Raw genomic sequence first — 22,684 nt, forward strand, 5'->3', positions numbered from 1 at the left:
TTGAGAACAAACCTACTTTATCCTATGAATAAGGTGTTTCAAATGTCACGAAGAAAATTGGGGGACGCTTATGATTATTCAAAAATTCGGCGGAGTCGCCATGCAAAATGAAGAAATTCGAAAGCAATGCATTAAACATATAAAAAATGGGATTGAACAATACGATAAGCTTGTTGTAGTTGTCTCTGCAATGGGACGTTTCGGCGAACCATACGCCACTGATAGCCTTTTGAACCTAACAAGTGCATTCTCGTTCGACAAAGCGGCAAGAGACCTTGTAGCGTCATGTGGTGAACTTATAGCAGCAAGTGTACTCTCAGCCGAATTAAACAAATCCGGTATTGTCAATAAAATTCTTCACGGAAAGCAAGCTGGAATTATAACTTCAGGTGAATACGGAGATGCTTCTATCGTTTCAATCGAAACTTCAGCTATGAAGCAAGCGCTAAATGAAATCGACTGTGTCATCATTCCAGGTTTTCAAGGAATGAACGAAGAAGGTAATATTATGACACTTGGTCGTGGTGGAAGTGATTTAACAGCTGTCGCAATAGGAGGCGCTCTCCAAGCATCACATGTAGAATTCTTTAAAGATGTACCTGGGGTTATGAGCGAAGATCCGGCAATCGCCAGCAATGTTCAGAAGTTATCTTCATTAAACTTTGATGAGTTTCTAGAATTTCTAAATTGTGAAAAACCAATTATCCAAAAACGTGCTGCGACGCATGCAAAAAAAACAGCAATCCCTCTTTATATTCGAGGAATTACTGGTCAGGAAGATGGTACGTGGATACGTACTTAATCATTCAATTGATGACAAAAGGACGGTTGATCATTTCCTCCGTCCCATTTTTTTTATAACTTCCGCATTTTATTGTCTACGTATTTCTACTTTGGATGCTTTGATAAAATCCTGGGTATAATAATTGCCGTACGAGCCGGTGCCTAAGTGTGTGAAATCCTTATCTAGAAGAACACTACGGTGATCAGATGAATTTAACCAACCATGAACTGCCTCAATTGCATCGACATAGTCGAAGGCAATATTCTCTGCAGCTTTACGGTGTTCAATCATGGCTTCATCTAAACGATGTGAAAGATTTTCAAGGTCTTGTGTTTCTTCTGTTGCATAATTTTCCAATGCCATTCGTTTACTCTGTGCTTGTGCAAAAACATTTAAATCATAATCATAAATTAAAGCAGGTACATGATTGCTTTCTCGGTACAGGTTGGTAATTTCAAAAAGTTGACGTTCTGCCGTACGGTTTACTTCCAATTGCAATATTGAAGAAGGTGGATTTGAAATGATGAGTTCACCCATATACGTCATTTCATAGGGTTGATGCAGCACTAACGTTTCAGGATCAATAAATCTCACTGCTTGTAATTCTTCATTCTCACTATCCATATATAGTTGGGTAAATAAGCCTTTATAAGTAACAAGTAAGCGTGTTTTTAAATCTTCACTATTTAATGAAAAGGTATAAATATTCTCATCAATCTTGGCATCTACTTCGGACCCAATAATTGTGAATCTGAATATCTCATCGATTGTTTGGCCAATTTGAAAAGGTGTTATCTCAGCAGCTAACTCAGTAGTGTAGATTTGATTTACTATCTCATCGTCATTTACACCAACCATGAATTTCAAACTATCTAAATATACCCACCAATCATATCCGTAACCAGATGGTTCAATACGAGTTGGCTCTCCCCACTCCTTAATTAGTTCATCAACCTTTCCACCGACAAAGACCGATAGGCCTTTTTCTGGCCGTGATGTTTGCGGGATGACGGAGCCAACACCTTTTTCTGTAACTGGTGTCGCAGTTCCTTGTTTTACCGGGGATTGTAGCGGTTCATTTTCTCTTACCTTATTTCCTGTTATATAAAAAATCGTTGAAGCAAACAACAACAAAATAGCAACTCGTAATACTATTTTCACTACAATCACCACTTTCATTTATAATCTCAGATGAACGAACGATATACGATAGTCACAATGTTGTCATTGCAACTAATGTGAAATTGTTCTATTATGTATATGTATAGAGCATTCAATGGACGATATTTTGGAGGAGGATTCAAAAATGTATTTCGAAAATACTGGTATTGAAAATATTGTAGCAGATTTACAAATACTTGATGAAATTATGCTTGAACATGATTTAGTTCGAGCCGGACAATGGGACTATGAACGCGTAACTTATGATAAAAAATATGTTGTTAAAGACGGTACATATTACTTACGTATTTTTGGTTTCACAAAAGATGGCGATGTAGACAAACGTGACGCAATCATGAACCTAAAAAAACCTGTCATTGGCAAACATTACTATCCATTTGGTGTAGAGTATGGAGAAGATGAAAACTTCCCTAAGAGTCTCCTCAAAGACTGTAAAGCAACACTAGATGCAGTTAATAAAGCATTGCAACCATACAATATGAACAAAGCATAATCGCATTGAACCGGAGAACATTTTGTTCTTCGGTTTTTTTATATAATTAAACAGATATATTTGGGTATAATGTTTGTATATAACCGATTAGGGGGGGATGTCATTTGGCAAATTGGTTCACCAAACGGAACTTTTTTATAACCCTAAGTATTATTTTCATTATACTATGCTTTATTTATATCATCCCTGTGTCCCTACCCATTATTTTTGCATTATTCACCGCACTACTCATCGATCCTCTCGTAATTCTAGTAGAAAAGAAATTCAAATGGAAAAGAAAAGTCGCTGTAATTTGGATATTCATTTTTATTTTAGTTATTCTTTGTTCTCTCCTCTATTATACGGTAACCCAACTTATAGGGAAAATGATTGATTTTACAAAAGCTGCGCCTGAATACTTCAACACATTATCAGGGATTTGGATTGATATGCAAAACAAGTTGTTTCAATATACGGCTGGTATGCCTGCAGAAGTTATCGTAGCCATACAAAAAGAGTTCAAATCCATTTTCGAAGTAATACGTGATGCGATTCTCGACTTACTCAGTTATGAAAAAATCACTTCATTATTGGCAGAAGTTCCGAATTTCCTCATAAGTTTAACCTTCTTCATTCTCGCCCTATTCCTGTTCATGCTAGAGTTACCCGAGTTGAAAATCATGGTTTTCAAATACTTGACGCAAGAAACTGCAGAAAAAGTCCGCATTATGGTGGCTAAGTTAAATTCGATTGTGTTTGGTTTTGCCAAAGCACAGATTTTAGTCAGTTTAATCATTTTAGCTGTAACTTTTGTGGGGCTGATGTTCATCAAACCAGAATATGCAATCATCATGTCATTGATTATCTGGTTTATTGATTTGATCCCCATTTTAGGTTCGATTATTATTTTAGCGCCCTGGGCATTATATTACTTTGCCAGTGGCGACATTTCAACTGCTTCACAATTATCTTTCCTGGCGATTGTTCTGATGATTATTCGAAGAGTTGTAGAGCCTAAAGTAATGGGTACTCACATCGGGCTAAAACCACTGCCGACTTTAATTTCTATGTTTATTGGTTTAAAGTTACTTGGCATTATCGGCTTCTTTCTTGGACCACTGGTCGTCATTTTGTTTAAGACCGCACGAGAAGTAGGTATTATTCGCATCAACTTCAAAATATAAAGACCTCTATAATGATGCCTGTTCGAATGATACACTGAACATGTAGATATATTCAATATTCATCTTTAAAGCCTCGTCAGCACTAGTGGACGCCTCCTGATGCGAGAAAGTGTCAGATTAGAACTTAAATAAAAAAGTATTTGAGGATATATTTACCATATCCTCAAATACTTTTTTATTTACAGACCGAAAATAGCCTTAAACATTGATGTAGTTTCTCCACCTGTGTAAAAAACATATAACAACAGATAGACCATCACACCTGTAATTGCTGTAAAGAACCAAATTACACTTGTCGTTGGTCCGAGCTTCCGGTGTTTTTCGAGATTGTTTTTCCAGCCTGCCCGTATTGTAATGACACCCAAAACTGCACCAGATATTGCCAAAATAATGTGGAACACAAGAAATATCGTATAGTATATTTTCAAACCATCCGGTCCACCAAACGACGTATTTCCAATTATAACAGTGCGAGAAATATAAATAATAAAGAATAGCACTGCAGAAACCGCTGCTGCAATCATCATTTTTTTATGTGCATCAATTTTCTTTTTACGGATTAAATTCCAGCCAATAGCTACAAAGACAGCGGAAAGAATGATGAAAACTGTACTGATTGTCGGTAAAAATGGTACATTCATTCTTTTCCCCCCTCCAATTCATCCTATCTTTTGGGATTAACCGTGCATCGTCATATTTTGACTTTCCAACAAATCCTGTTTCGTGATTTCATCGGCGTTAGCACGTTCAGATGCTGCCCAAGTAAAGAAAATTTTCCCGATGACAAAAATATAAATAAACTCTTGTCCAACTTTCATTAAAATTCCACCAAGTTGTTGATCAGTGACAGTGGTCATATTCGTAAACATTTCTGGACCTGAGATTCCAAGACCAGCCAATCCTGAGAGTGTACCTGCTGGGACACATAATGCCATAGCTTGTAACCATGCTTCACCGCCACTATATGTTGCATACACAGGCACGTCTACAAAGATGATTAATGCACATGCAGGTGTAACTAATAGAGCACTTAAAACGATATAACCAATTTTTTTCAAGCCATGCAATTTTGGTTGCCCTTCCAGTGTATTAACCAGTGGCCACCATAAAAATACAGCTGACATAAATATCGTCATTGTAAAAATTGCATGTAACGGGATGCTTAACTTAACAAAATCAAGAACCATTGGATAATGATAAGCAGAGAATGCTATCGTAAATGTCATTAAACTGATAACTGAATTTGTGAACAAACGAAAAGTGAGATCAATGATTTTAATCTTAAATGCTTTTCTCCAAATCCAATTCGGAATTCCCATAATCAAAAATGGCGCTATAAGCAATAGTAATACCACCATTTGCAACATATGAACACTAAATAAAATATGGCCCCATAAATCAATTGGAGATCCTTTTACGATATATAACATCGCGATTCCACTTAAAAATAAAATAATTTGATTTTTTGTAACTGGTTCCGAACCTTCAAAACGGCCTCGCCATTTTACCGTGATTAGAAAATAAATTAATACCACTGCAACAAGTGCTAAGAAAAACCAAGGACTCCATAACGCACGAAATCCAAATATACTTATTGGCATTAGCTACCGCCCTTTCTTTAAAATCAATTTGTACTTTAATTATAGTGCAATAACCTATAAAAACTCAATGGATGTTGTATGACAAATCCAAACTTATCTCAACAATGTGTCAATAATTATAAAGTACTGTTAATGGTTCTCTTAGTTATTTACACGATTACCAAAAAATAAAAGCCTGGGGAACAGTATATAGTCCCCAGGCTCAGTATCATTAATTACCACCATACGATTGTAACAAAAGTTAGTACAACTAAGAACGCAAGCAATGCTCCTGTAAACATAAACATTGCAGCAATACCATGTCCTTTTTCTTGCATATGCATAAAGTAATATAGTTGTAGCCCAACTTGCACAGCAGCAAATAGCATAATCACTGGAATTACAAAGTACTTAGAAAATCCAATAATCTCTGCATTTGATGCTACTACAATTGTAAAGGATGTTAAAGTTAAGAAAATCATTAGTGAAAACATAATGACTTGACTGCGCATCGCTCGACGCCCACGTCTTTGACTAAGATCGAACTCACCAGGAGTTTTTTCATAAATTTCGATGTCTGCCATATTAACCTACCTTTCCCATCAAGTAGACTACTGTAAAGATGAATACCCAAACTACGTCGATAAAGTGCCAATACAACGAAAATGTGTAATACTTCGTTGCATTATACAGGTTTAGTCCACGCTTTGAATTACGGAAAATAAGTAGCGTAATCCAAACTAATCCAATAGCTACGTGGAAACCATGTGTTCCTACAAGCGTATAGAAAGCAGAACTGAATGCACTGTTACTGAATACGAAGCCCATTTTAACATAATGTACAAATTCATATACCTCTAACGCTAGGAAACCTAAGCCAAGCAATGCCGTAATTGCTAACCAAAGTTGCATTTTCTTGAAGTTGTAATTACGCAAATGATACATCGCATATACGCTTGTTAATGATGATGTTAAAAGAAGCATCGTCATAACTAGTACAAGCGGCAATTCAAAAAGCTCTTGCGTTGAAAACTCTAAGCTTGCAGGGCCTTTATTCTTAAGCGCTAAGTATGTTGCAAACAAAGTAGCGAATAAGATTGTCTCTCCACCAAGGAAGAGCCAAAATCCGACAAACTTGTTTTTCGCTTCAAATGTTGCGGTTTCTGGATTGTCTGGCCACGTCTCAGGGGTAAATTTCTTATTTAAATCCATTATTTTCGACCCCTTTCACGTTCAATATCTCTTAAAATTTCTTCTTTAGGAACGTAATAACCTAAATCGTCTTTCCAAGAACGAACTGCCATACATAAAAACGTCCAAGCTAAACTGATTACGAGAAGTGGAAGTCCCCAAGATGTCTCTTCGCGGAACATTGCACCAAAACCTGCCATAAACATACCAAAAGTCATTAAGAATGGAATGATCGAACCGTTTGGCATATGAATATCTTGTACAGGAACTGCTGGAGTTAAACCAGATTCGTTACCTTCTGATTTCTCAAGGTAAACACTATCTAGACCACGTACAAGTGGTGTTTGTGTAAAGTTGTAATAAAGTGGTGGTGATTGAATCGCCCATTCAAGCGTACGTCCATCACCCCAAGGGTCATTTGCAACACGTACATTTTTAACAGATGTCATAACAATGTTGTAAACGAGAACAGTTACTCCAATGGCCATAAGTATTGCTCCAGCGGAACTAATTGCGTTTGCAGCATTCCAACCTTGACCGTCCATGTATGTAAATACACGACGCGGCATTCCCCAGAATCCTAACCAGTGTTGGATAAGGAATGTCATGTGGAATCCGGTAAAGAAGAACCAAAACGTTACTTTTCCTAATGTTTCGTTCAACAATGTACCAAACATTTTTGGCCACCATAAATGAGTCGCAGCCAAAATACCGAATACAGTACCACCAATAATTACGTAGTGGAAGTGAGCAACGATAAAGTACGTATCATGTAACTGGTAATCAAGTGGAGCTGCACCTTGCATAACACCCGTTACCCCACCCATCGTAAATGATGGAATAAACGCGATTGCATAAAGCATAGGTACTGTAATCTTAATGCTTCCGCCCCACATGGTGAGAAGCCAGTTAAATATCTTAACTCCTGTCGGAACAGCAATTGCCATCGTAGCAACTGCGAAAATCGCATTCGCTGTTGGACCAAGGCCTACCGTAAACATATGGTGAGCCCAAACCATGAATCCTAAGAATCCGATAAGTACGGTAGCGAATACCATTGAAGTATATCCAAACAAACGTTTTCTCGAGAAAATCGAGAAAATTTCAGAGAATATACCAAATGCTGGTAATATTAAAATGTAAACTTCAGGGTGACCGAAAATCCAGAAAATATGTTCCCAGATTATGGTGTTTCCACCCATCGCATGGTCAAAGAAGTTTGCCCCAAACATTCGATCGAATGTCAGGAAGAATAATCCAATTGTTAGTGGTGGGAATGCGAACAAAATCATTGCTGACGCTATAAACGTTGTCCATGTAAAGAGTGGCATCCGCATATAGGTCATCCCTGGTGCACGCATATTAATAATGGTGACAAGGAAGTTAATCCCTGCTATTAATGATCCACCACCGGCAATTTGTAAACCAATTGCATAGAAATCGACACCGTGTCCTTCAGAAACAATTGCAAGTGATGCATATGAAGTCCAACCAGCATCAGGTGCCTGTCCCATAAACCATGAAATATTTAGGAATATTCCACCAAAGAGGAACATCCAAAATCCTAATGAGTTTAAAAATGGGAAAGCTACGTCACGCGCACCAATTTGGAGTGGCATAATTGCGTTCATAAATCCAAATAATATAGGCATGGCGGCTAAGAATATCATTGTCGTTCCGTGCATTGTGATTATTTGGTTAAATAATCCCGCTGAAATTAAATCGTTGTTCGGTACAGCAAGCTGAACACGTATAATCATTGCTTCGATTCCGCCAAGTACGAAGAAGAAACCTCCACCTAGGAGATAAAGTATTCCAATCTTCTTATGGTCGACTGTAGTCAACCAGTCCCATAGCCATGAGCCAAAGCCTTTCTTTTGAGCAACTGAACTCACTTTCTTACCTCCTCTTCAAATTCAAATTACATTACTTTTCAACAGATAGTCCCATCAAGTAACCTGCAATTGCGTCTAATTCTGCTTCTGATAAGTGAGCAAATGGAGGCATTGTATTACCTGGTTTTTGTGCTTGTGGATCTTTAATCCATTCCTTTAAGTCTTCTTCAGTGTGATCCATAAAACCAGCTACACGGTTACGGTCACCAAAAGCAGTCAAGTTTGGAGCAACTGATTTCACATCTGCTGAAACAGCGTGACAAGTAACACAGCTTTGAGCGAATAACTCTTCGCCTTCACTTGCAAATGTTTCAGTTTCTTCACTTTCTGCTTCTTCTGGGATAGTGGATTGCATTGCAACTACCCATTCGTCAAACGCTTCTCGCGGCATCGTTTTCACTTTAAAGTCCATAAGTGCATGTGATGGACCACAAAGTTCAGCACATTTACCGAAAAATACGCCTTCTTTTAGTTTGCTTGAGTCTTCTTCAAAAGATAAATAAAACTTATTGACGTTCTCAACGTTGTTATCTAGTTTTCCGCCAACTGCTGGAATCCAAAATGAGTGTTTAACATCAGAAGCTAAGAGATTGAAGTAAACTTTTTCATCCATAGGAACAACTAGTTCTTGTGAAGTAACAATTCCTAAATCTGGATATTCAAACTCCCACCAATATAGATGTGCAGTTACATCAACAACTAAGTTTTCTGCATTTCCTTCATCATCTACTACACCCATTGCAGATACATCACCGAGTTTGTATGTGTAATACACTGTCGGTACTGCCAATAGAACTACTAGAAGAATTGGAATAACTGTCCATACAAGCTCTAAAGTACTGTTTCCCTCAACTTGCTTAGGGACATGATCCTCACCTAATTTTGAACGTCTGAAACGTACAAGTGCTATTACATAGATGATTACTACTACTAAAATTACAAACAACATGATTCCTGATGACAATAGTAGCAAATTAAATTGGTCCTGAGCGACTTGACCTGCTGGAAGTAGCGTTGATAGTTCTTCTTGTCCGCATCCTGCAAGGAACACGGTAAGAACTGCTAGCAGAGAAAAGAGACGCCACTTTTTAAGTCCTTTCATCATCGCCTAATCATACCTCTCTTTCTAATAATAACTTTGTTTTCGGGCTTAACAGCCCGTTATATGAATTCCTGTTCCAAAGAAAGAATTCCAATGAATTTAAATCACCATATGTACTTGCGTCAAGCAAATTTATGTACTGATCAATTTAGCATCGACGTGTATCATAGGTATACCTCTTCTAGCTAAGTAATGAAACCTTACGATCAAAATCGAGGTCATATAAATAAGGAAAATATAATGATAGATACGAACAATATCGTCATATAGTTTAGTGAATAAACGAACATTTTCGTTGCCCACTTCATATCATCTTTTGCCTTAAACCCACCAATTGCGATGTATAGCCAACCAATATTAAGCAACGTAGCCAATATCATAAAAATTAACCCAAGTTCAGCTAATAAAAAAGGTAATGGGAAAAGCAATATTACCCAAAACAACATTGATTTTTTCGTTCGCTCAAACCCCTTTACAACTGGCAACATCGGAATATTGGCAGCACGGTATTCCTCTGTTCGACGCATCGCTAATGCATAGAAATGTGGTGGTTGCCAAATGAACATGATTAAAAACAATGCCCACGCACCTAGTCCCAATGAAGGTTCAACTGCAGCCCATCCGATTAATGGTGGAATTGCACCTGAAACACTACCGACAACAGTATTTCCAACATGTCTGCGCTTTGACCACATTGAATAGAGTACTACATAGCTGAATACCCCTGCAAGTCCCCAAAGACCTGCTGAAGTAGATGCTGAAAACAAAAGTACTTCTCCTAGTATAACGAATGTCAGCGCAAGTGCCAATACAGGCGGCGCTTTAAATCGACCCGTTACAGTTGGTCTTTGTTTTGTTCTAGTCATCACAGGATCAATGTCACGATCAATTAAATTATTAAACGCTGCAGAGCCCGCAATGATTAAACCCGATCCTATAAGCGTAAAGAAAAGAATATCTAGGTGCTGTAAAAAATGTAAACCGTTTACCTGCATGGCAAGAAATATCCCTGTAAATACAGTAATCATATTCGAATTTACAATTCCAATTTTTATAAGCGCTAAAAAGTCTTTTATAAAAGAACTTGATACAGTACCAGTTTCAGATTTTGCAGATAGTGGGACTGCACGACCATTTGACATATTCCCCCTCCTTTCAATTGTTCTATTAAGAGTCCCTACACTTTACTATATCGAAAATCTCGTGCGATTTCTATATTAAAGCTAAAAACTCTTTCTTTTTCGACATTATTATAGTGACTTTCCTCACAGATAACTTGTGATTTCAGTCACCGTCTACTCTCTATAGTAAATCATTTCTACAATTCAATTGTGAAGTTATCAGGTCTTTTTTATGAACAATTTGTGAAAAGAGCGATTTTGCAATGTTTTTCAATGACAATACATTGTTTTTTCGTCTTTCTTTCGCTATCATCAAAAAGTAGGAACATATAACGTAATCATCATTTAATCAAAGTAGGTGTCCAATTTTTGAATCAAAATAAATACTTAAAATGGTTTGGTCTCGCCTCCACATTCGGTATGTTGCTCATTTTACTTGGCGGAGCCCTTGTAACTAAAACCGACAGTGGAATGGGTTGTGGTCGACATTGGCCTGGATGTAATGGACAACTTATACCGGACATAATCACAGCTGAGGTTCTCATTGAATTTTCGCACCGAATTGTTACTGGGACTGTTGGTATTCTAATTGTGGTTTTAGCTGTATGGTCTTGGAAAGCATTGGGCCATATTCGCGAAACTAAATTCCTTTCAATAATGGCTGTATTTTTCCTAGTACTTCAGGCTTTAATTGGCGCTGCACAAGTCCTCTGGGGACAAGGCGACTTTATATTAGCACTCCATTTTGGAATTTCATTAATATCATTCTCATCAGTTCTTCTCTTAACGCTACTAATTTTCGAGATAGACCGTAAATTCGACGCAGTAAACATTGCTATCGGATCCAAGCTCAAATGGCATACAATTGGCGTTTCCATCTATTCATATATCGTTGTGTATACTGGAGCTCTTGTTCGACATACAAATTCTGAATTAGTTTGTCTCGATTGGCCGTTTTGTCAAAATGATGCCATTGGTTTGCCTAGTCATTTCAATGAATGGGTTCAAATGGGACATCGATTTGCTGCAGGACTCATATTCCTCTGGATTTTGTACATTGCAATTCATGTGATTCGAAACTATAAAAACCAACGTGTGTTTTATTGGGGTTGGATTATTGCACTGACATTAGTTTCGGCGCAAGTGTTAACGGGGATGTCTGTGGTACTTACAGAGTTAAACTTGTATCTTGCTTTGCTCCACTCTTTATTCGTCACATTGCTATTCGGTTTGTTAACTTATATGATTTTACTTGTTTCCAGAAGCCGAATATCTTGATAAATGATGACCAATATAAAAGGAAGTTTGAAACTTCCTTTTATATTGGTTTTTTTATACAAAAAAACTCAGGACACGAATTTCTTCGTTTTCCTGAGTATTTACCATAATTCCCCGATTCATTCTTTGAGTTCAATAAGTAAGTCACCTGTGGAAATTGCTTCCCCTGCATTCACATAGATATCTTTTACGACGCCATCATGAGGTGCTTGAATTGTCGTTTCCATCTTCATAGCTTCTGTGATTAACAGATGTTCTCCTCTTTTCACCTTCGCGCCGATTGCTACAGCAACTTTTAACACAGTTCCCGGCATTGTAGCTGCGATATGCGAACGATTCGCTGGATCAGCTTTTGTCTTTCGAATAACGTCTGACTCGACATTAACATCTTCGATTATGACTTCACGCGGTTGTCCATTCAACTCGAAGTAAATCACACGTGTTGCATCTGATTGAGGTTCACTAATCGACACTAGTTTAACAATAAGTGTCTTCCCTTTTTCAATTTGGATTTCTACTTCTTCGCCAAGTCGCATTCCAAATAAGAATTCCGGTGTAGCCATTACGGAAACATCACCGAACTCTTTGTTAATCGCTGAGTACTCTTCAAATACTTTAGGGTAAAGTGCATATGAGAGCACTTCATGACTAGTAACAGGGCGATTTAACTTCTGAAACAACTCTTCCTCTATTTTCTTGAAATCTGCTTCCTCAAGTAGCTCGCCTGGACGAACCGTTATCGCTTCACGGTCTTTTAGAATGATTTTTTGAAGTTCTTTCGGGAACCCGCCGTGTGGTTGTCCGATATGTCCACCGAAAAATTCAATAACGGAATCAGGGAAATCGATGTCGTTTCCACGTGTAAGCACGGTATGTTCATTTAAATCGTTTTGGACCATGAATAGTGCCATATCCCCGACGACTTTAGACGATGGTGTGACTTTGACTACGTCACCAAATAATAAGTTCACACGGGAATACATTTCCTTCACTTCTTCCCATCGTTCACCAAGTCCTACCGCTCTCGCTTGTTGTTGTAAGTTTGAGTACTGACCACCTGGCATTTCATGGACATAAATCTCTGTGTGTGGACTCATCATGCCACTTTCAAAGTTTTGATAGTATTTCCGTACATCTTCCCAGTAATAAGATAAATCTTCTAGCGCATTAACATCAGCACGAATACCTCGTTTACCTCCGTTCATTGCATAATGCAGTGAACTTGCAGATGGTTGTGACGTAAGACCAGCCATAGACCCTAGCGCTGTGTCCACTATGTCGATACCTGCATCTATTGCACGTGCATACGTGTAAATCCCATTTCCGCTAGTATCATGTGTATGGAGATGAATTGGTAAACTTGTAACGTCTTTAAGCTCAGATACAAGTCGGTACGCTGCTTCAGGTTTTAATAGACCTGCCATATCTTTTATAGCTAAAATATGCGCCCCTGCTGACTCTAGATTTTTAGCCATTTCTTTATAGTAATTCACTGTATATTTATCACGTGTGTCATTAAGAATATCGCCTGTATAACAAATAGCTGCTTCAGCAATTTTCCCAGCATCGCGCGTTGCGTCAATTGCTACTTCCATTCCTTTAATCCAGTTTAGACTATCGAAAATTCGGAAGACATCAATGCCTGCGTCTGCTGACTTTTTAACAAATTCACGAATGACATTATCTGGATAATTCGTATAGCCTACCGCATTGGCTCCGCGGAATAGCATTTGGAATAATACATTTGGAATCTGTTCTCGTAATTTAATGAGTCGATCCCAAGGACTTTCTTGTAAGAAACGGTAAGCTACATCGAATGTTGCTCCACCCCATATCTCGTATGAAAACAGATCAGGCATAAGTCGAGCTGATTCCGATGCAATGGCCGTCATGTCCGCCGTACGCATCCTAGTTGCTAACAGGGACTGGTGAGCATCTCTGAAAGTCGTATCAGTTAGGAGTACATCCTCTTGAGCTAGGATCCATTTCACAAGCCCCTCAGGACCTTGTGCATCTAGTATCTGTTTTGTCCCAACTTGTGGAGTAGATTTCAAATCGACAATTGGTTTACGGACTGGATGGAATACTGGTTTCGATTGTTTGTCTATTCCTGGAAAACCATTGACAGTTACATTTCCAATATAATTTAAAATTTTCGTTCCACGGTCTAATCTTGCAGGGAAATTAAATAATTCCGGAGTTGAATCGATAAAGCTTGTATCATAATCACCAACTAAGAATTTGCTATGTTTTACGACATTCCCGAGAAATGGAATGTTCGTTTTAATCCCTCTGATTCTAAACTCTTGTAAGTTTCTGTCCATTTTGGATGCTGCTTCTCGGAAAGTCATTCCCCATGTAGATACTTTTACAAGTAAAGAATCATAATAAGGTGTAATCACTGCCCCTTGGAAACCATTTCCAGCGTCTAACCGAACCCCAAATCCACCACTTGAGCGATAAACCATTAATTTACCAGTATCAGGCATAAAATCGTTTAATGGATCTTCAGTGGTCACACGTGACTGGATAGCGTAACCAAATAGAGGAATATCCTTTTGAACTGGAATTTGTGCGTCTTTTCCATGCAAGTTTTTTCCATCAGCAATATGTATTTGAGAATGAACGATATCAATACCTGTCACCATTTCTGATATCGTGTGCTCTACTTGTATTCTTGGGTTGACTTCAATAAAGTAAAACTGATCGTCAGCAACAAGGAACTCTACTGTCCCTGCATTTAGATAATTAATATTTTTCATCAGTTTTACTGCTGAATTACAAATATCTTTTCTCAGATTGTCATCCAACGATATTGAAGGAGCAATTTCAACAACTTTTTGATGACGGCGCTGAATGGAACAATCACGTTCATATAGATGAACTATGTTTCCATGAGAATCGCCTAAAATTTGAACTTCAATATGTTTTGGTTTGTCGATATATTTTTCTACATACATTTCTTCTGAGCCAAATGCAGATTTCGCTTCAGATTTTGCCCGTTCAAATGCTTGAGCAACTTCCTCTTCAGATTCTATAATTCGCATTCCTCTTCCACCACCGCCTAATGAAGCTTTGACGATGATTGGATAACCGTTCGACTTTCCGAATGTTGCAACTTCTTCAACTGTAGAAACGGGTCCGTCACTCCCTGGTATAACTGGTATACCAGCATTGATAGCTTGTTCGCGTGCTTTTACTTTATCCCCAAACATATTTAAATGGGTTGATGTTGGTCCAATAAATATAATATTCTCTTCTTCAAGACGGCGTGCGAACTCCGCGTTTTCTGCTAAAAAACCATACCCTGGATGAATCGCATTTGCGCCAGTATCTTTGGCAATTTCAATAATTCCCTCAATGTCTAAATAGGCATCAATCGGATTTTTTCCTTCACCAACAAGGTATGACTCATCCGCTTTATATCGGTGAAATGACCCACTATCTTCGGTAGAATAAACCCCCACCGTTGGAATTTCTAATTCAGTACATGCTCGAAATATCCGAATCGCAATTTCCCCACGATTCGCAACTAAAATTTTAGTGATTCTTTCCATCCAAGACACTTCCTTCATCTATTTGTTTTTTCATATTTCAAATACATTGAAACGTTCATCAATATCCCGATAGCTATTGAAGTTAAGATGATTGAGGTTCCTCCAAAACTAATTAATGGGAGAGGCACGCCAGTAAGAGGTATTAACCCCGTTAACCCACCTAAATTGACGAATGTCTGAATACCTATCATACTACCAATACCTGCCGCTAACATTCTTGCATGAGGATCTTTCGCTTTAAGCGCTATTGTTAACGCACGCATGACAATAAAGCCTAATCCACCTATCACAATGATTGTTCCGATAATTCCTAATTCTTCAGAAATAACTGCCATAATAACATCTGTATGTGGTTCTGGCAAATAACCCATTTTCTGAATAGAGTTACCAAGCCCTAACCCCTTGATGCCACCAGAACCAATTGCAATGTATCCATTGGCAATTTGATAGCCAGAACCCGTGATGTAGTCGAAAGGATTCAAAAAAGCTGATAATCGTCCTAGTCGACTCGGTGTCATTATATCAGCCCAGTTAAAATAGATAATAGGTGCGATTAATAAGAGTATTCCTGAAATGAGTGCACTTAACTTTAAGAAGGTTTTTGCTTTTATTCCACTCGCAGCCATGACAGAAAGAGCTACAATCATAATGATTAAAGAAGTCCCGATATCAGTTTCCATTAATACTGAGCCAACAACTAACGCTAAAATGGCTACTGGTGGGCCAATTGATTGGTTCACATTATCAATTGTTCCAGCTTCATACTTTTTAGCAAAAACACTTGAAAAGTAAATGATGATAATGAGCTTAGCCACTTCTGATGGTTGGATACTACCAAACCCTAGATATATCCAGCTTCTCGCGCCAACATCATCACCGTACCCAAACATATGAACTGCCACAAGTAATAGCAGCATAATGCTAACTGATAATATCATTAAACCTTTACGTTTAAAATTTTTATAAGGAAAAAAAGCAGCTATAAAAAAGGCAGGAATCGCAATTACGAGGTTGAAAATTTGTCTGCGAAAAAAATGGTCTGGTTCCCAATTATATTCCCCAACCGCATAAACAAGACTTGCACTATAAATCATAACTAAACCAAATAAACATAAAAATAAATACGTAATAAACAATGGGAAATCAAAGTATTTTAAAAATCGCTTAGAATAAGTATGCATTGGACAAAACCTCTTTTACTTTAAACAAAAAACTCAAACCAATGAATGAGTTTGAGTCTTTTACTTATTTACTCGTATATAATTCATGCAAGACAGTCATTTCTTTTTCAAGTGAAGACAGGATTTCATCTCCCATTACTCGCTCGATTAAGCCGAGTTTCACAGCAAAATCAATTTCTCGAGCTAATCCAAACATTTGAGTGTCCAACACTTCTTCGTATAACGGACACTGCGGCATTGTTAAATGATCCATCTGCACTTTAATCAATTGAGCAATTTTATCAGCATCAGCTTGAAGCTGTTTCATCGCTTTTTCCTGATATGTTTCTTGCAATTCAATATCCATGAGGACGCCCCCACTAAGCTATTATTTCTTCTAATCGATTATTAATAAATTGTATCTTTCACGCAAGAAAAATGCAAGTCTTTCCTCTCGACTAATATGGTTTTTAATAAGAAAGCTTTTCCTTATTCCTAATAAAGAGCTATACTAATAGCAAGCTATTATGTAGGAGGTTGTAAATTGAGTAACATTATACAAATTAAAGGGAATGTAAAGCATTCAATTACACTTGATCCGTCTATCTGGATTTTCGATGATAGAAGAATTGATCTTGAACAGTTTTTTACTGATGGATATGTTGAAAAAGATGAAATGGAAGAATACAAAAAAACGATGGGAAAACATTGGTCTCGTGAAATTATGGAAGGTTCCACTTTTCCACCTACGCTAGAAGTAGAGAAAGAATTTGAGGATTCAAAAACGATTACCGGGACATTCGGGATTTACTTACATCATTTTGTTAAAAATGCAATTCCGAATGAAGATGCAGAAACAATTTCTTTCATTACTGATCACGGCGAGCATCATTCATATCCACTCACAAAGCTTGGTGATATACTACTACAATACAGTATTGATGGAAAACCACTTCGAGAAACCGGCCCCGTTCATGTACTTTTCAAGGATGGTTCGAATCTCGATAACCCAATTCAAAGCGTGGTTCTTGTTAACATTGAATAGGAGGAGTTTTGATGCGTGTTAAATGCGTTATATGCGATGAAGTTGGAAAACTTCCAGATGAAGCACCTCTCGCAAAAAAATTAAGAAACCGCCCTATTCACACATATATGTGCCCAAATTGCACAGAGCGAATTAGTGAAAAAACAATGGCACGTATTGCCACTGGAAACTTTATTTTCAGACGTAGTTCACATGAAATTGAAAAAGAATTTTAGCAGTGTATTTTTATAATCAAACATAAAAAACGACTCTCCCGTATTATGCGGGGGAGTCGTTTTTATCTGACTTGTATTCATTCATTCGACGGACACGGTAAATGATTAATATGAGTGCCGCTACGATTAGCCCTTCTACAATTGGTAAGAAAAAAGCTAAAAATGTTAAGACCAGACAACCTAGGAATAAAAAGATATAAATTACTACGCTTTGCAGGCGTTTTAAATCTTTTGCAAAACCTAGTTTATATACGAGCGCTGACATAAGGAATACTACGGCAAACAATACATAGCCTGCCACAGTATAATCAAATTCACCATTGCTGGTTGTTGTTCCTAGAGCCTCATAAATGAAACGCGAAATGCCTGACATGCGGCCAAATACAAATTCAGTATCTTGAGCATTCATCTAATACATTCCTTTCATTTACAACAATTAATCTTTAAATTTCGCCTTCTTCGTAACCCGATCACGCTCGCTCTTACTAAGAATCTTTTTGCGTAGGCGAATAGACAATGGTGTAACTTCACAGTACTCGTCATCATCAAGATACTCAAGTGATTCTTCTAGAGTCATGATTCTAGGCTTTTTAATGGAAACTGTTTGATCTTTATTGGCAGTACGAATATTCGATTGTTGCTTTGCTTTCGTTAAATTGATCGTTAAATCAGTATCACGGTTATGTTCTCCTACAATCATACCTTCATATACTTCAGTACCAGGCTCAACAAAAATTACGCCCCGCTCTTCTACATGAAGAATTCCATAAGGAGTTGCTGTTCCATTTTCCATTGATACGAGTACACCTTCAGCTCGTCTTCCCACTTTACCAGATGACATTGGCTGATAACTGTCGAATGTGTGGTTAATGATACCGTATCCTCTTGTCATTGTAAGGAATTCAGTCGAATACCCAATTAATCCTCGCGCAGGTACATTAAATATTAAGCGAACAGTTCCAGAACCACTATTTACCATATCCAACATTTCACCTTTACGAGCACTGATCGATTCGATGACCGATCCAGTATGTTCTTCAGGTACTTCAATTTGAACACGTTCAACTGGTTCACATTTTACACCATCAATTACACGTACAATTACTTCAGGTTTGGAAACTTGTAGTTCAAAACCTTCACGACGCATATTTTCAATCAAAATTGATAAATGCAGTTCCCCACGACCCGAAACAATCCATGAATCGGCGCCTGTAGATTCAACACGAAGTGACACATCCGTTTGAAGTTGTTGGTTAAGACGTTCTTCAATTTTTCTTGAAGTTACCCATTTCCCTTCACGTCCAGCGAATGGACTGTTGTTTACAAGGAAAGCCATTTGCAACGTCGGCTCGTCTATATGAAGTTCAGGAAGTGCCTCAGGATGCTCTATCGGACATATTGTGTCACTGACATCGATGCCCTCAATTCCAGATACTGCAATAAGATCACCTGCGAAAGCTTCTTGAATATCAACACGTTTTAATCCAAGGAAACCTGACATTTTCGTTACACGGAAGTTCTTAGTCGAACCGTCTCGTTTAATGACTGAAACTTGCTGTCCCAATTTCATAGATCCACGGAAAACTCTACCAATTCCAATACGCCCAACATAATCACTATAGTCGAGAAGTGATACTTGGAATTGTAGTGGTTCTTCACGGTTATCGATTGGTGCTGGAATATACTCAAGAATTGCATCGTAAAGAACTTGTAATGTGTCTTCTTGATCTGTTGGTTCAGAAGACAAACTTGCCGTTCCGTTGAATCCAGAAGCATAAATAACTGGGAACTCGAGTTGTTCATCATTTGCATCAAGCTCAATAAACAGTTCAAGAACTTCGTCTACTACTTCTTCAGGGCGTGCAAACTCACGGTCTATCTTATTAACTACAACAATTGGTTTCAAGTTTTCCTCGAGTGCTTTTTTAAGCACGAAACGTGTTTGTGGCATACAGCCTTCATACGAATCGACAACCAGAATTACACCATCGACCATTTTCAAAATCCGCTCAACTTCTCCACCAAAATCGGCGTGACCTGGCGTATCAAGAATATTGATTTTTGTATCTTTGTATTCAATAGCCGTGTTTTTCGCAAGAATTGTTATTCCGCGTTCACGTTCAATGTCATCTGAATCCATTGCACGATCATCGACTTGTTCGTTTGCTCTAAATATACCTGATTGCTTTAATAATTGATCTACCAGTGTAGTCTTACCATGGTCTACGTGGGCAATAATTGCTATGTTTCTTAAGTCATTACGTTCTATTGTCATGATTTCACTCCATTAATCTTTATTTCATCTGGCTAACTGTGTTATTATAACACAAGAGTTAATAATATAAAATCTTTTTTATCTGATGGAGGGTTTTCAATGAAAGATATAAAATGGGTATTCGTTCTATATTCCATCGCTGCCGTCCTCTCAATGTGTGCGATTGGTGTTGCTGTTGGTTTTAGAAGCATCCTCGGTGCAACCGTTGCAATTATCGCCTTGACTTTAGTTATGGGATACGGTTTTAAAACAAAGAAAAAAATGCGCGAACAAGGAATATTATAAAACATTCTTAGCACTTTCCATTGATAAAGCTGTGTTAAAATCGAGTGTTGATTTTTCACAGCTTTAATTTTTTAGGCGAATATAATTTGTGAGAATTTCACCATGTAAGCTCGGCTTTGCAACGATAAATGAATCTTGTCCAAGAATATGTGAAGATTCTCCATTTAAGTTAGTTGTTACTGCACCTACCTCATTTGCAATTACCATGCCTCCTGCTATGTCCCAAGGAGAAAGCCTCATTGAAATATAGGCATCCAGTCGACCTGATGCAACATAGGCAATCTCAATGGCAGCAGATCCATAAGACCGAGTGCCTCTACAATCTAACACTAACCCAATCATTTTCTCATAATCAATATATCTGTTCGGTGCAACCCACCTTGCGTTAACACCAATAATTGCTTCATTAACCTTAACTTCTTTTAATTTTGGAAGACGTTCGTCGTTGAAATAAGCACCTTCACCCTTTTTCGCATGGTAAAAATCATCTCTAACAACATCATAGATATAACCTAGCATGCCGATACCATCTATATAAATACCAAGCGAAATTGCAAAGTTTTGTTGTTGATGAATAAAATTCATCGTTCCATCAATTGGGTCCAGAACCCATACAACCCCCTCCACTGTCTCAAGTTTATCGCCAAAGCCTTCTTCGCCAATAATTTTATGTGTTGGAAAGTCATTTTGAATCCGCTTGATAAAAAACTGTTCAATTTCACGGTCTATATTCGTCACAAAATCATTCGCATCCGCTTTTGAATCAATATGTATTTTGTTGAAAAAAGAAACTCGTATTTTATGACCCGCTTCCTTTATCAATGATTTAGCGTATCGATCAATAAATCCCCAATTCATGTAATTCAACCTTTCCAGTGATTAACTTGTATTACTTTGTAGTATAACAAAAATAGGCACTCGACACACGATTCCAAGAGGAATAATGCTTTCGAGTGCCTAAGTTGGAATGGAAATTACCATTGTGAGAAACCATTTAATGTTTCCATTTCTCTGTGAATCTGATGCAATCGATTTGTACTTTTCTCAATTTCTTTATCGTCAGCTTGTTGCATAGCATCGTATAATGATGCCAACTCATAATCTAGTTCAAGATGTAATACTTTAACGTATTCTTTTTCAACGTCAGCTTTTCGAATCACATGCACGACTTGTTTCATCGCGGACACCCCTTTTCTAATTATCGAAATTATTTATCCCATCTATTATTACTACAATATGCAGAGCTATGGAATAATTCTAGTCTCGAGCCTTGTTGCCTTCATTATTCCCCAAATTCTGTTACGATAAACGTGCTTTATGTAAAGGAGGGGCATAGATGAGTAATTATTTTTGGGATTCAAACGATTTTGACTTATTTTTAATTGATGGATTAGAAAAAAGAATGAGTGCTTTACAAACGCTTGTCCAACCTAAGTTCACTCTCTTAGGCAGACATTTTGCGGATCGACTATCAGCTCACGGTAGTGATGAATTTTTTCCACATGTTGCAAAACATATGCGCAGAACCGTCAATCCACCAACCGATAGTTGGGTTGCAATTGCACCTTTAAAGAGAGGATATAAAGCAATACCCCATTTTCAAATCGGCTTATGGCAAACTCATTTATTTATTATCATTGCAGTTATTTATGAAAATCCAGATAAAAAGGGCATCGCTGAAAGACTCGAGGATCACATTAAAGTACTTACATCACTACCGGATTCGTATATAGTTTCAGGTGACCATATGAAACCAGATGTTATACATATCACAGATACTGGAAAAGAAGGCGTTGAAAAACTTCTTACTAGACTACAAACTGTTAAAAAAGCAGAGTTTCTTGTGGGGAGACATCTTTCACGTGAAGACGCCATTACGATGACAAATGAGGATTTCATCGCCTTTGCAGAAGAGACTGTAGACCAACTTCTTCCTGTTTACGATATTATTATTGGAAGAACGTAGAAAAAGGAACGTTGATTATTTCTAACGGGTTCGGTTGATGGGGAGAAAAGTGGAATTAACAACGCAAATAACAGGTTAATCAGCATCCGTTTCAGCAGTGAAATTGGTTATATAAATAACAAGAAAAACGCTCAGATCTGAGTGTTTTTTCGTCAAAATATTTTACTATCCTTATTGAACTAAAGCACCCGTTAGCCATCCATGCACCAAAAAACGCTGCACCACAGAGGATGAAAATTGTTTCAGAACGGGTATAGTTTTGTATGGCTGGCGAAGAAGGTCGATCAACTATGGTGCCATTGAGCCCATCCGTTAGTCTGACTCCAACGACCACGGTGCATCACAGACTGTCGCACTCTGTACGAGTAGCACTCATGGGAGATTAATCCTAC

Annotated in this window: 23 protein-coding genes; 8 read left to right on the forward strand and 15 right to left on the reverse strand. The window is 37.8% G+C overall.

Features of this window, described 5'->3' with window-relative positions:
* Positions 1-70: 70 nt before the first annotated feature.
* Entirely contained in the window at positions 71-802 is a 732-nt protein-coding gene (locus AC25Y1_RS04370) for an amino acid kinase family protein (protein ID WP_488146725.1), read from the forward strand.
* Between the two features lie 69 nt (positions 803-871).
* On the opposite strand, the gene AC25Y1_RS04375 is transcribed toward AC25Y1_RS04370, so the two are convergent.
* Positions 872-1,945, reverse strand: coding sequence for a CAP domain-containing protein (locus AC25Y1_RS04375; protein ID WP_488146726.1), 1,074 nt, complete (start codon positions 1,943-1,945; stop codon positions 872-874).
* Between the two features lie 145 nt (positions 1,946-2,090).
* Here AC25Y1_RS04375 and AC25Y1_RS04380 point away from each other — a divergent pair, with 145 nt between their 5' ends.
* Both AC25Y1_RS04380 and ytvI read left to right on the forward strand, forming a co-directional pair.
* The gene (locus AC25Y1_RS04380) at positions 2,091-2,459 is read left to right on the forward strand and encodes a YugN family protein (RefSeq protein WP_488146727.1); all 369 of its coding nucleotides are present in this window, start codon (positions 2,091-2,093) and stop codon (positions 2,457-2,459) included.
* Between the two features lie 104 nt (positions 2,460-2,563).
* Positions 2,564-3,622 carry a sporulation integral membrane protein YtvI gene (ytvI, locus tag AC25Y1_RS04385; protein WP_488146728.1) on the forward strand — a complete coding sequence of 353 codons (1,059 nt, stop codon included), beginning with the start codon at positions 2,564-2,566 and terminating at the stop codon, positions 3,620-3,622.
* Positions 3,623-3,801: 179 nt separating this feature from the next.
* Here ytvI and AC25Y1_RS04390 read toward each other — a convergent pair whose 3' ends face one another.
* The 7 genes from AC25Y1_RS04390 to cyoE all read right to left on the reverse strand — a co-directional run bounded on the left by AC25Y1_RS04390 (position 3,802) and on the right by cyoE (position 10,532).
* Positions 3,802-4,263, reverse strand: a complete 462-nt coding sequence (locus AC25Y1_RS04390; protein ID WP_488146729.1) for a DUF420 domain-containing protein — start codon at positions 4,261-4,263, stop codon at positions 3,802-3,804.
* 36 nt (positions 4,264-4,299) lie between these two features.
* Positions 4,300-5,223, reverse strand: a complete 924-nt coding sequence (gene ctaG, locus AC25Y1_RS04395; protein ID WP_488146730.1) for a cytochrome c oxidase assembly factor CtaG — start codon at positions 5,221-5,223, stop codon at positions 4,300-4,302.
* Positions 5,224-5,438: 215 nt separating this feature from the next.
* Positions 5,439-5,786 carry a cytochrome C oxidase subunit IV family protein gene (locus AC25Y1_RS04400; RefSeq protein ID WP_488146731.1) on the reverse strand — a complete coding sequence of 116 codons (348 nt, stop codon included), beginning with the start codon at positions 5,784-5,786 and terminating at the stop codon, positions 5,439-5,441.
* 1 nt (position 5,787) lies between these two features.
* Positions 5,788-6,414 (reverse strand): cytochrome c oxidase subunit 3, encoded by a 627-nt coding sequence (locus AC25Y1_RS04405; RefSeq protein WP_488146732.1) that lies wholly within the window; start codon positions 6,412-6,414, stop codon positions 5,788-5,790.
* Positions 6,414-8,288 (reverse strand): cytochrome c oxidase subunit I, encoded by a 1,875-nt coding sequence (locus AC25Y1_RS04410; RefSeq protein WP_488146733.1) that lies wholly within the window; start codon positions 8,286-8,288, stop codon positions 6,414-6,416. Before AC25Y1_RS04410 ends, AC25Y1_RS04405 begins: the two co-directional genes overlap by 1 nt.
* 31 nt (positions 8,289-8,319) lie before the next feature.
* Complete coding sequence (gene coxB, locus AC25Y1_RS04415) at positions 8,320-9,393, reverse strand: cytochrome c oxidase subunit II (protein WP_488146734.1); 1,074 nt, start codon at positions 9,391-9,393, stop codon at positions 8,320-8,322.
* A 215-nt stretch (positions 9,394-9,608) separates the two neighbouring features.
* The gene (gene cyoE / locus AC25Y1_RS04420) at positions 9,609-10,532 is read right to left on the reverse strand and encodes a heme o synthase (protein WP_488146735.1); all 924 of its coding nucleotides are present in this window, start codon (positions 10,530-10,532) and stop codon (positions 9,609-9,611) included.
* 348 nt (positions 10,533-10,880) lie between these two features.
* On the opposite strand from cyoE, the gene AC25Y1_RS04425 reads away from it, so the two are divergent.
* Positions 10,881-11,789 carry a COX15/CtaA family protein gene (locus AC25Y1_RS04425; RefSeq protein WP_488146736.1) on the forward strand — a complete coding sequence of 303 codons (909 nt, stop codon included), beginning with the start codon at positions 10,881-10,883 and terminating at the stop codon, positions 11,787-11,789.
* A 119-nt stretch (positions 11,790-11,908) separates the two neighbouring features.
* On the opposite strand, the gene pyc is transcribed toward AC25Y1_RS04425, so the two are convergent.
* The 3 genes from pyc to AC25Y1_RS04440 all read right to left on the reverse strand — a co-directional run bounded on the left by pyc (position 11,909) and on the right by AC25Y1_RS04440 (position 16,873).
* Positions 11,909-15,346: a pyruvate carboxylase gene (gene pyc / locus AC25Y1_RS04430; RefSeq protein ID WP_488146737.1), complete on the reverse strand. Its 3,438-nt coding sequence runs from the start codon at positions 15,344-15,346 to the stop codon at positions 11,909-11,911.
* A 14-nt stretch (positions 15,347-15,360) separates the two neighbouring features.
* Entirely contained in the window at positions 15,361-16,527 is a 1,167-nt protein-coding gene (locus tag AC25Y1_RS04435; protein WP_488146738.1) for an FtsW/RodA/SpoVE family cell cycle protein, read from the reverse strand.
* Positions 16,528-16,591: 64 nt separating this feature from the next.
* Positions 16,592-16,873, reverse strand: a complete 282-nt coding sequence (locus tag AC25Y1_RS04440) for an Fpa/YlaN family protein (protein WP_488146739.1) — start codon at positions 16,871-16,873, stop codon at positions 16,592-16,594.
* Between the two features lie 177 nt (positions 16,874-17,050).
* On the opposite strand from AC25Y1_RS04440, the gene AC25Y1_RS04445 reads away from it, so the two are divergent.
* Together AC25Y1_RS04445 and AC25Y1_RS04450 are read left to right on the forward strand one after the other, a co-directional pair.
* Positions 17,051-17,551 carry a peptidyl-prolyl cis-trans isomerase gene (locus AC25Y1_RS04445; RefSeq protein WP_488146740.1) on the forward strand — a complete coding sequence of 167 codons (501 nt, stop codon included), beginning with the start codon at positions 17,051-17,053 and terminating at the stop codon, positions 17,549-17,551.
* An 11-nt stretch (positions 17,552-17,562) separates the two neighbouring features.
* Complete coding sequence (locus tag AC25Y1_RS04450) at positions 17,563-17,766, forward strand: YlaI family protein (protein ID WP_488146741.1); 204 nt, start codon at positions 17,563-17,565, stop codon at positions 17,764-17,766.
* A gap of 43 nt (positions 17,767-17,809) precedes the next feature.
* On the opposite strand, the gene AC25Y1_RS04455 is transcribed toward AC25Y1_RS04450, so the two are convergent.
* Positions 17,810-18,175 (reverse strand): YlaH-like family protein, encoded by a 366-nt coding sequence (locus AC25Y1_RS04455; protein WP_488146742.1) that lies wholly within the window; start codon positions 18,173-18,175, stop codon positions 17,810-17,812.
* A gap of 27 nt (positions 18,176-18,202) precedes the next feature.
* Entirely contained in the window at positions 18,203-20,041 is a 1,839-nt protein-coding gene (typA, locus tag AC25Y1_RS04460; protein WP_488146743.1) for a translational GTPase TypA, read from the reverse strand.
* A gap of 99 nt (positions 20,042-20,140) precedes the next feature.
* Here typA and AC25Y1_RS04465 point away from each other — a divergent pair, with 99 nt between their 5' ends.
* Complete coding sequence (locus AC25Y1_RS04465) at positions 20,141-20,326, forward strand: YlaF family protein (RefSeq protein ID WP_488146744.1); 186 nt, start codon at positions 20,141-20,143, stop codon at positions 20,324-20,326.
* Positions 20,327-20,389: 63 nt separating this feature from the next.
* On the opposite strand, the gene AC25Y1_RS04470 is transcribed toward AC25Y1_RS04465, so the two are convergent.
* Both AC25Y1_RS04470 and AC25Y1_RS04475 read right to left on the reverse strand, forming a co-directional pair.
* A complete protein-coding gene (locus AC25Y1_RS04470) occupies positions 20,390-21,184 on the reverse strand; it encodes an inositol monophosphatase family protein (RefSeq protein ID WP_488146745.1) in 795 nt (264 codons plus the stop codon).
* Positions 21,185-21,300: 116 nt separating this feature from the next.
* Positions 21,301-21,504 (reverse strand): hypothetical protein, encoded by a 204-nt coding sequence (locus tag AC25Y1_RS04475; protein ID WP_488146746.1) that lies wholly within the window; start codon positions 21,502-21,504, stop codon positions 21,301-21,303.
* 158 nt (positions 21,505-21,662) lie between these two features.
* Here AC25Y1_RS04475 and AC25Y1_RS04480 point away from each other — a divergent pair, with 158 nt between their 5' ends.
* Positions 21,663-22,292 carry a YktB family protein gene (locus AC25Y1_RS04480; RefSeq protein WP_488146747.1) on the forward strand — a complete coding sequence of 210 codons (630 nt, stop codon included), beginning with the start codon at positions 21,663-21,665 and terminating at the stop codon, positions 22,290-22,292.
* Positions 22,293-22,684 lie beyond the last annotated feature (392 nt).

It is taken from the genome of Sporosarcina sp. Y1009 (assembly GCF_057669865.1).

Excerpts from the sequence above, each read along its gene's own strand:
- AC25Y1_RS04405 (WP_488146732.1), bottom strand. The coding sequence starts at position 6,414 with ATGGATTTAAATAAGAAATTTACCCCTGAGACGTGGCCAGACAATCCA.
- typA (WP_488146743.1), bottom strand. The coding sequence starts at position 20,041 with ATGACAATAGAACGTAATGACTTAAGAAACATAGCAATTATTGCCCAC.
- AC25Y1_RS04480 (WP_488146747.1), top strand. The coding sequence starts at position 21,663 with ATGAGTAATTATTTTTGGGATTCAAACGATTTTGACTTATTTTTAATT.
- pyc (WP_488146737.1), bottom strand. The coding sequence starts at position 15,346 with ATGGAAAGAATCACTAAAATTTTAGTTGCGAATCGTGGGGAAATTGCG.
- coxB (WP_488146734.1), bottom strand. The coding sequence starts at position 9,393 with ATGATGAAAGGACTTAAAAAGTGGCGTCTCTTTTCTCTGCTAGCAGTT.
- AC25Y1_RS04475 (WP_488146746.1), bottom strand. The coding sequence starts at position 21,504 with ATGAAACAAGTCGTGCATGTGATTCGAAAAGCTGACGTTGAAAAAGAA.
- AC25Y1_RS04455 (WP_488146742.1), bottom strand. The coding sequence starts at position 18,175 with ATGAATGCTCAAGATACTGAATTTGTATTTGGCCGCATGTCAGGCATT.
- AC25Y1_RS04435 (WP_488146738.1), bottom strand. The coding sequence starts at position 16,527 with ATGCATACTTATTCTAAGCGATTTTTAAAATACTTTGATTTCCCATTG.
- AC25Y1_RS04470 (WP_488146745.1), bottom strand. The coding sequence starts at position 21,184 with ATGAATTGGGGATTTATTGATCGATACGCTAAATCATTGATAAAGGAA.
- AC25Y1_RS04440 (WP_488146739.1), bottom strand. The coding sequence starts at position 16,873 with ATGGATATTGAATTGCAAGAAACATATCAGGAAAAAGCGATGAAACAG.
- AC25Y1_RS04450 (WP_488146741.1), top strand. The coding sequence starts at position 17,563 with ATGCGTGTTAAATGCGTTATATGCGATGAAGTTGGAAAACTTCCAGAT.
- AC25Y1_RS04400 (WP_488146731.1), bottom strand. The coding sequence starts at position 5,786 with ATGGCAGACATCGAAATTTATGAAAAAACTCCTGGTGAGTTCGATCTT.
- AC25Y1_RS04370 (WP_488146725.1), top strand. The coding sequence starts at position 71 with ATGATTATTCAAAAATTCGGCGGAGTCGCCATGCAAAATGAAGAAATT.
- AC25Y1_RS04390 (WP_488146729.1), bottom strand. The coding sequence starts at position 4,263 with ATGAATGTACCATTTTTACCGACAATCAGTACAGTTTTCATCATTCTT.
- AC25Y1_RS04380 (WP_488146727.1), top strand. The coding sequence starts at position 2,091 with ATGTATTTCGAAAATACTGGTATTGAAAATATTGTAGCAGATTTACAA.
- cyoE (WP_488146735.1), bottom strand. The coding sequence starts at position 10,532 with ATGTCAAATGGTCGTGCAGTCCCACTATCTGCAAAATCTGAAACTGGT.
- ctaG (WP_488146730.1), bottom strand. The coding sequence starts at position 5,223 with ATGCCAATAAGTATATTTGGATTTCGTGCGTTATGGAGTCCTTGGTTT.
- AC25Y1_RS04465 (WP_488146744.1), top strand. The coding sequence starts at position 20,141 with ATGAAAGATATAAAATGGGTATTCGTTCTATATTCCATCGCTGCCGTC.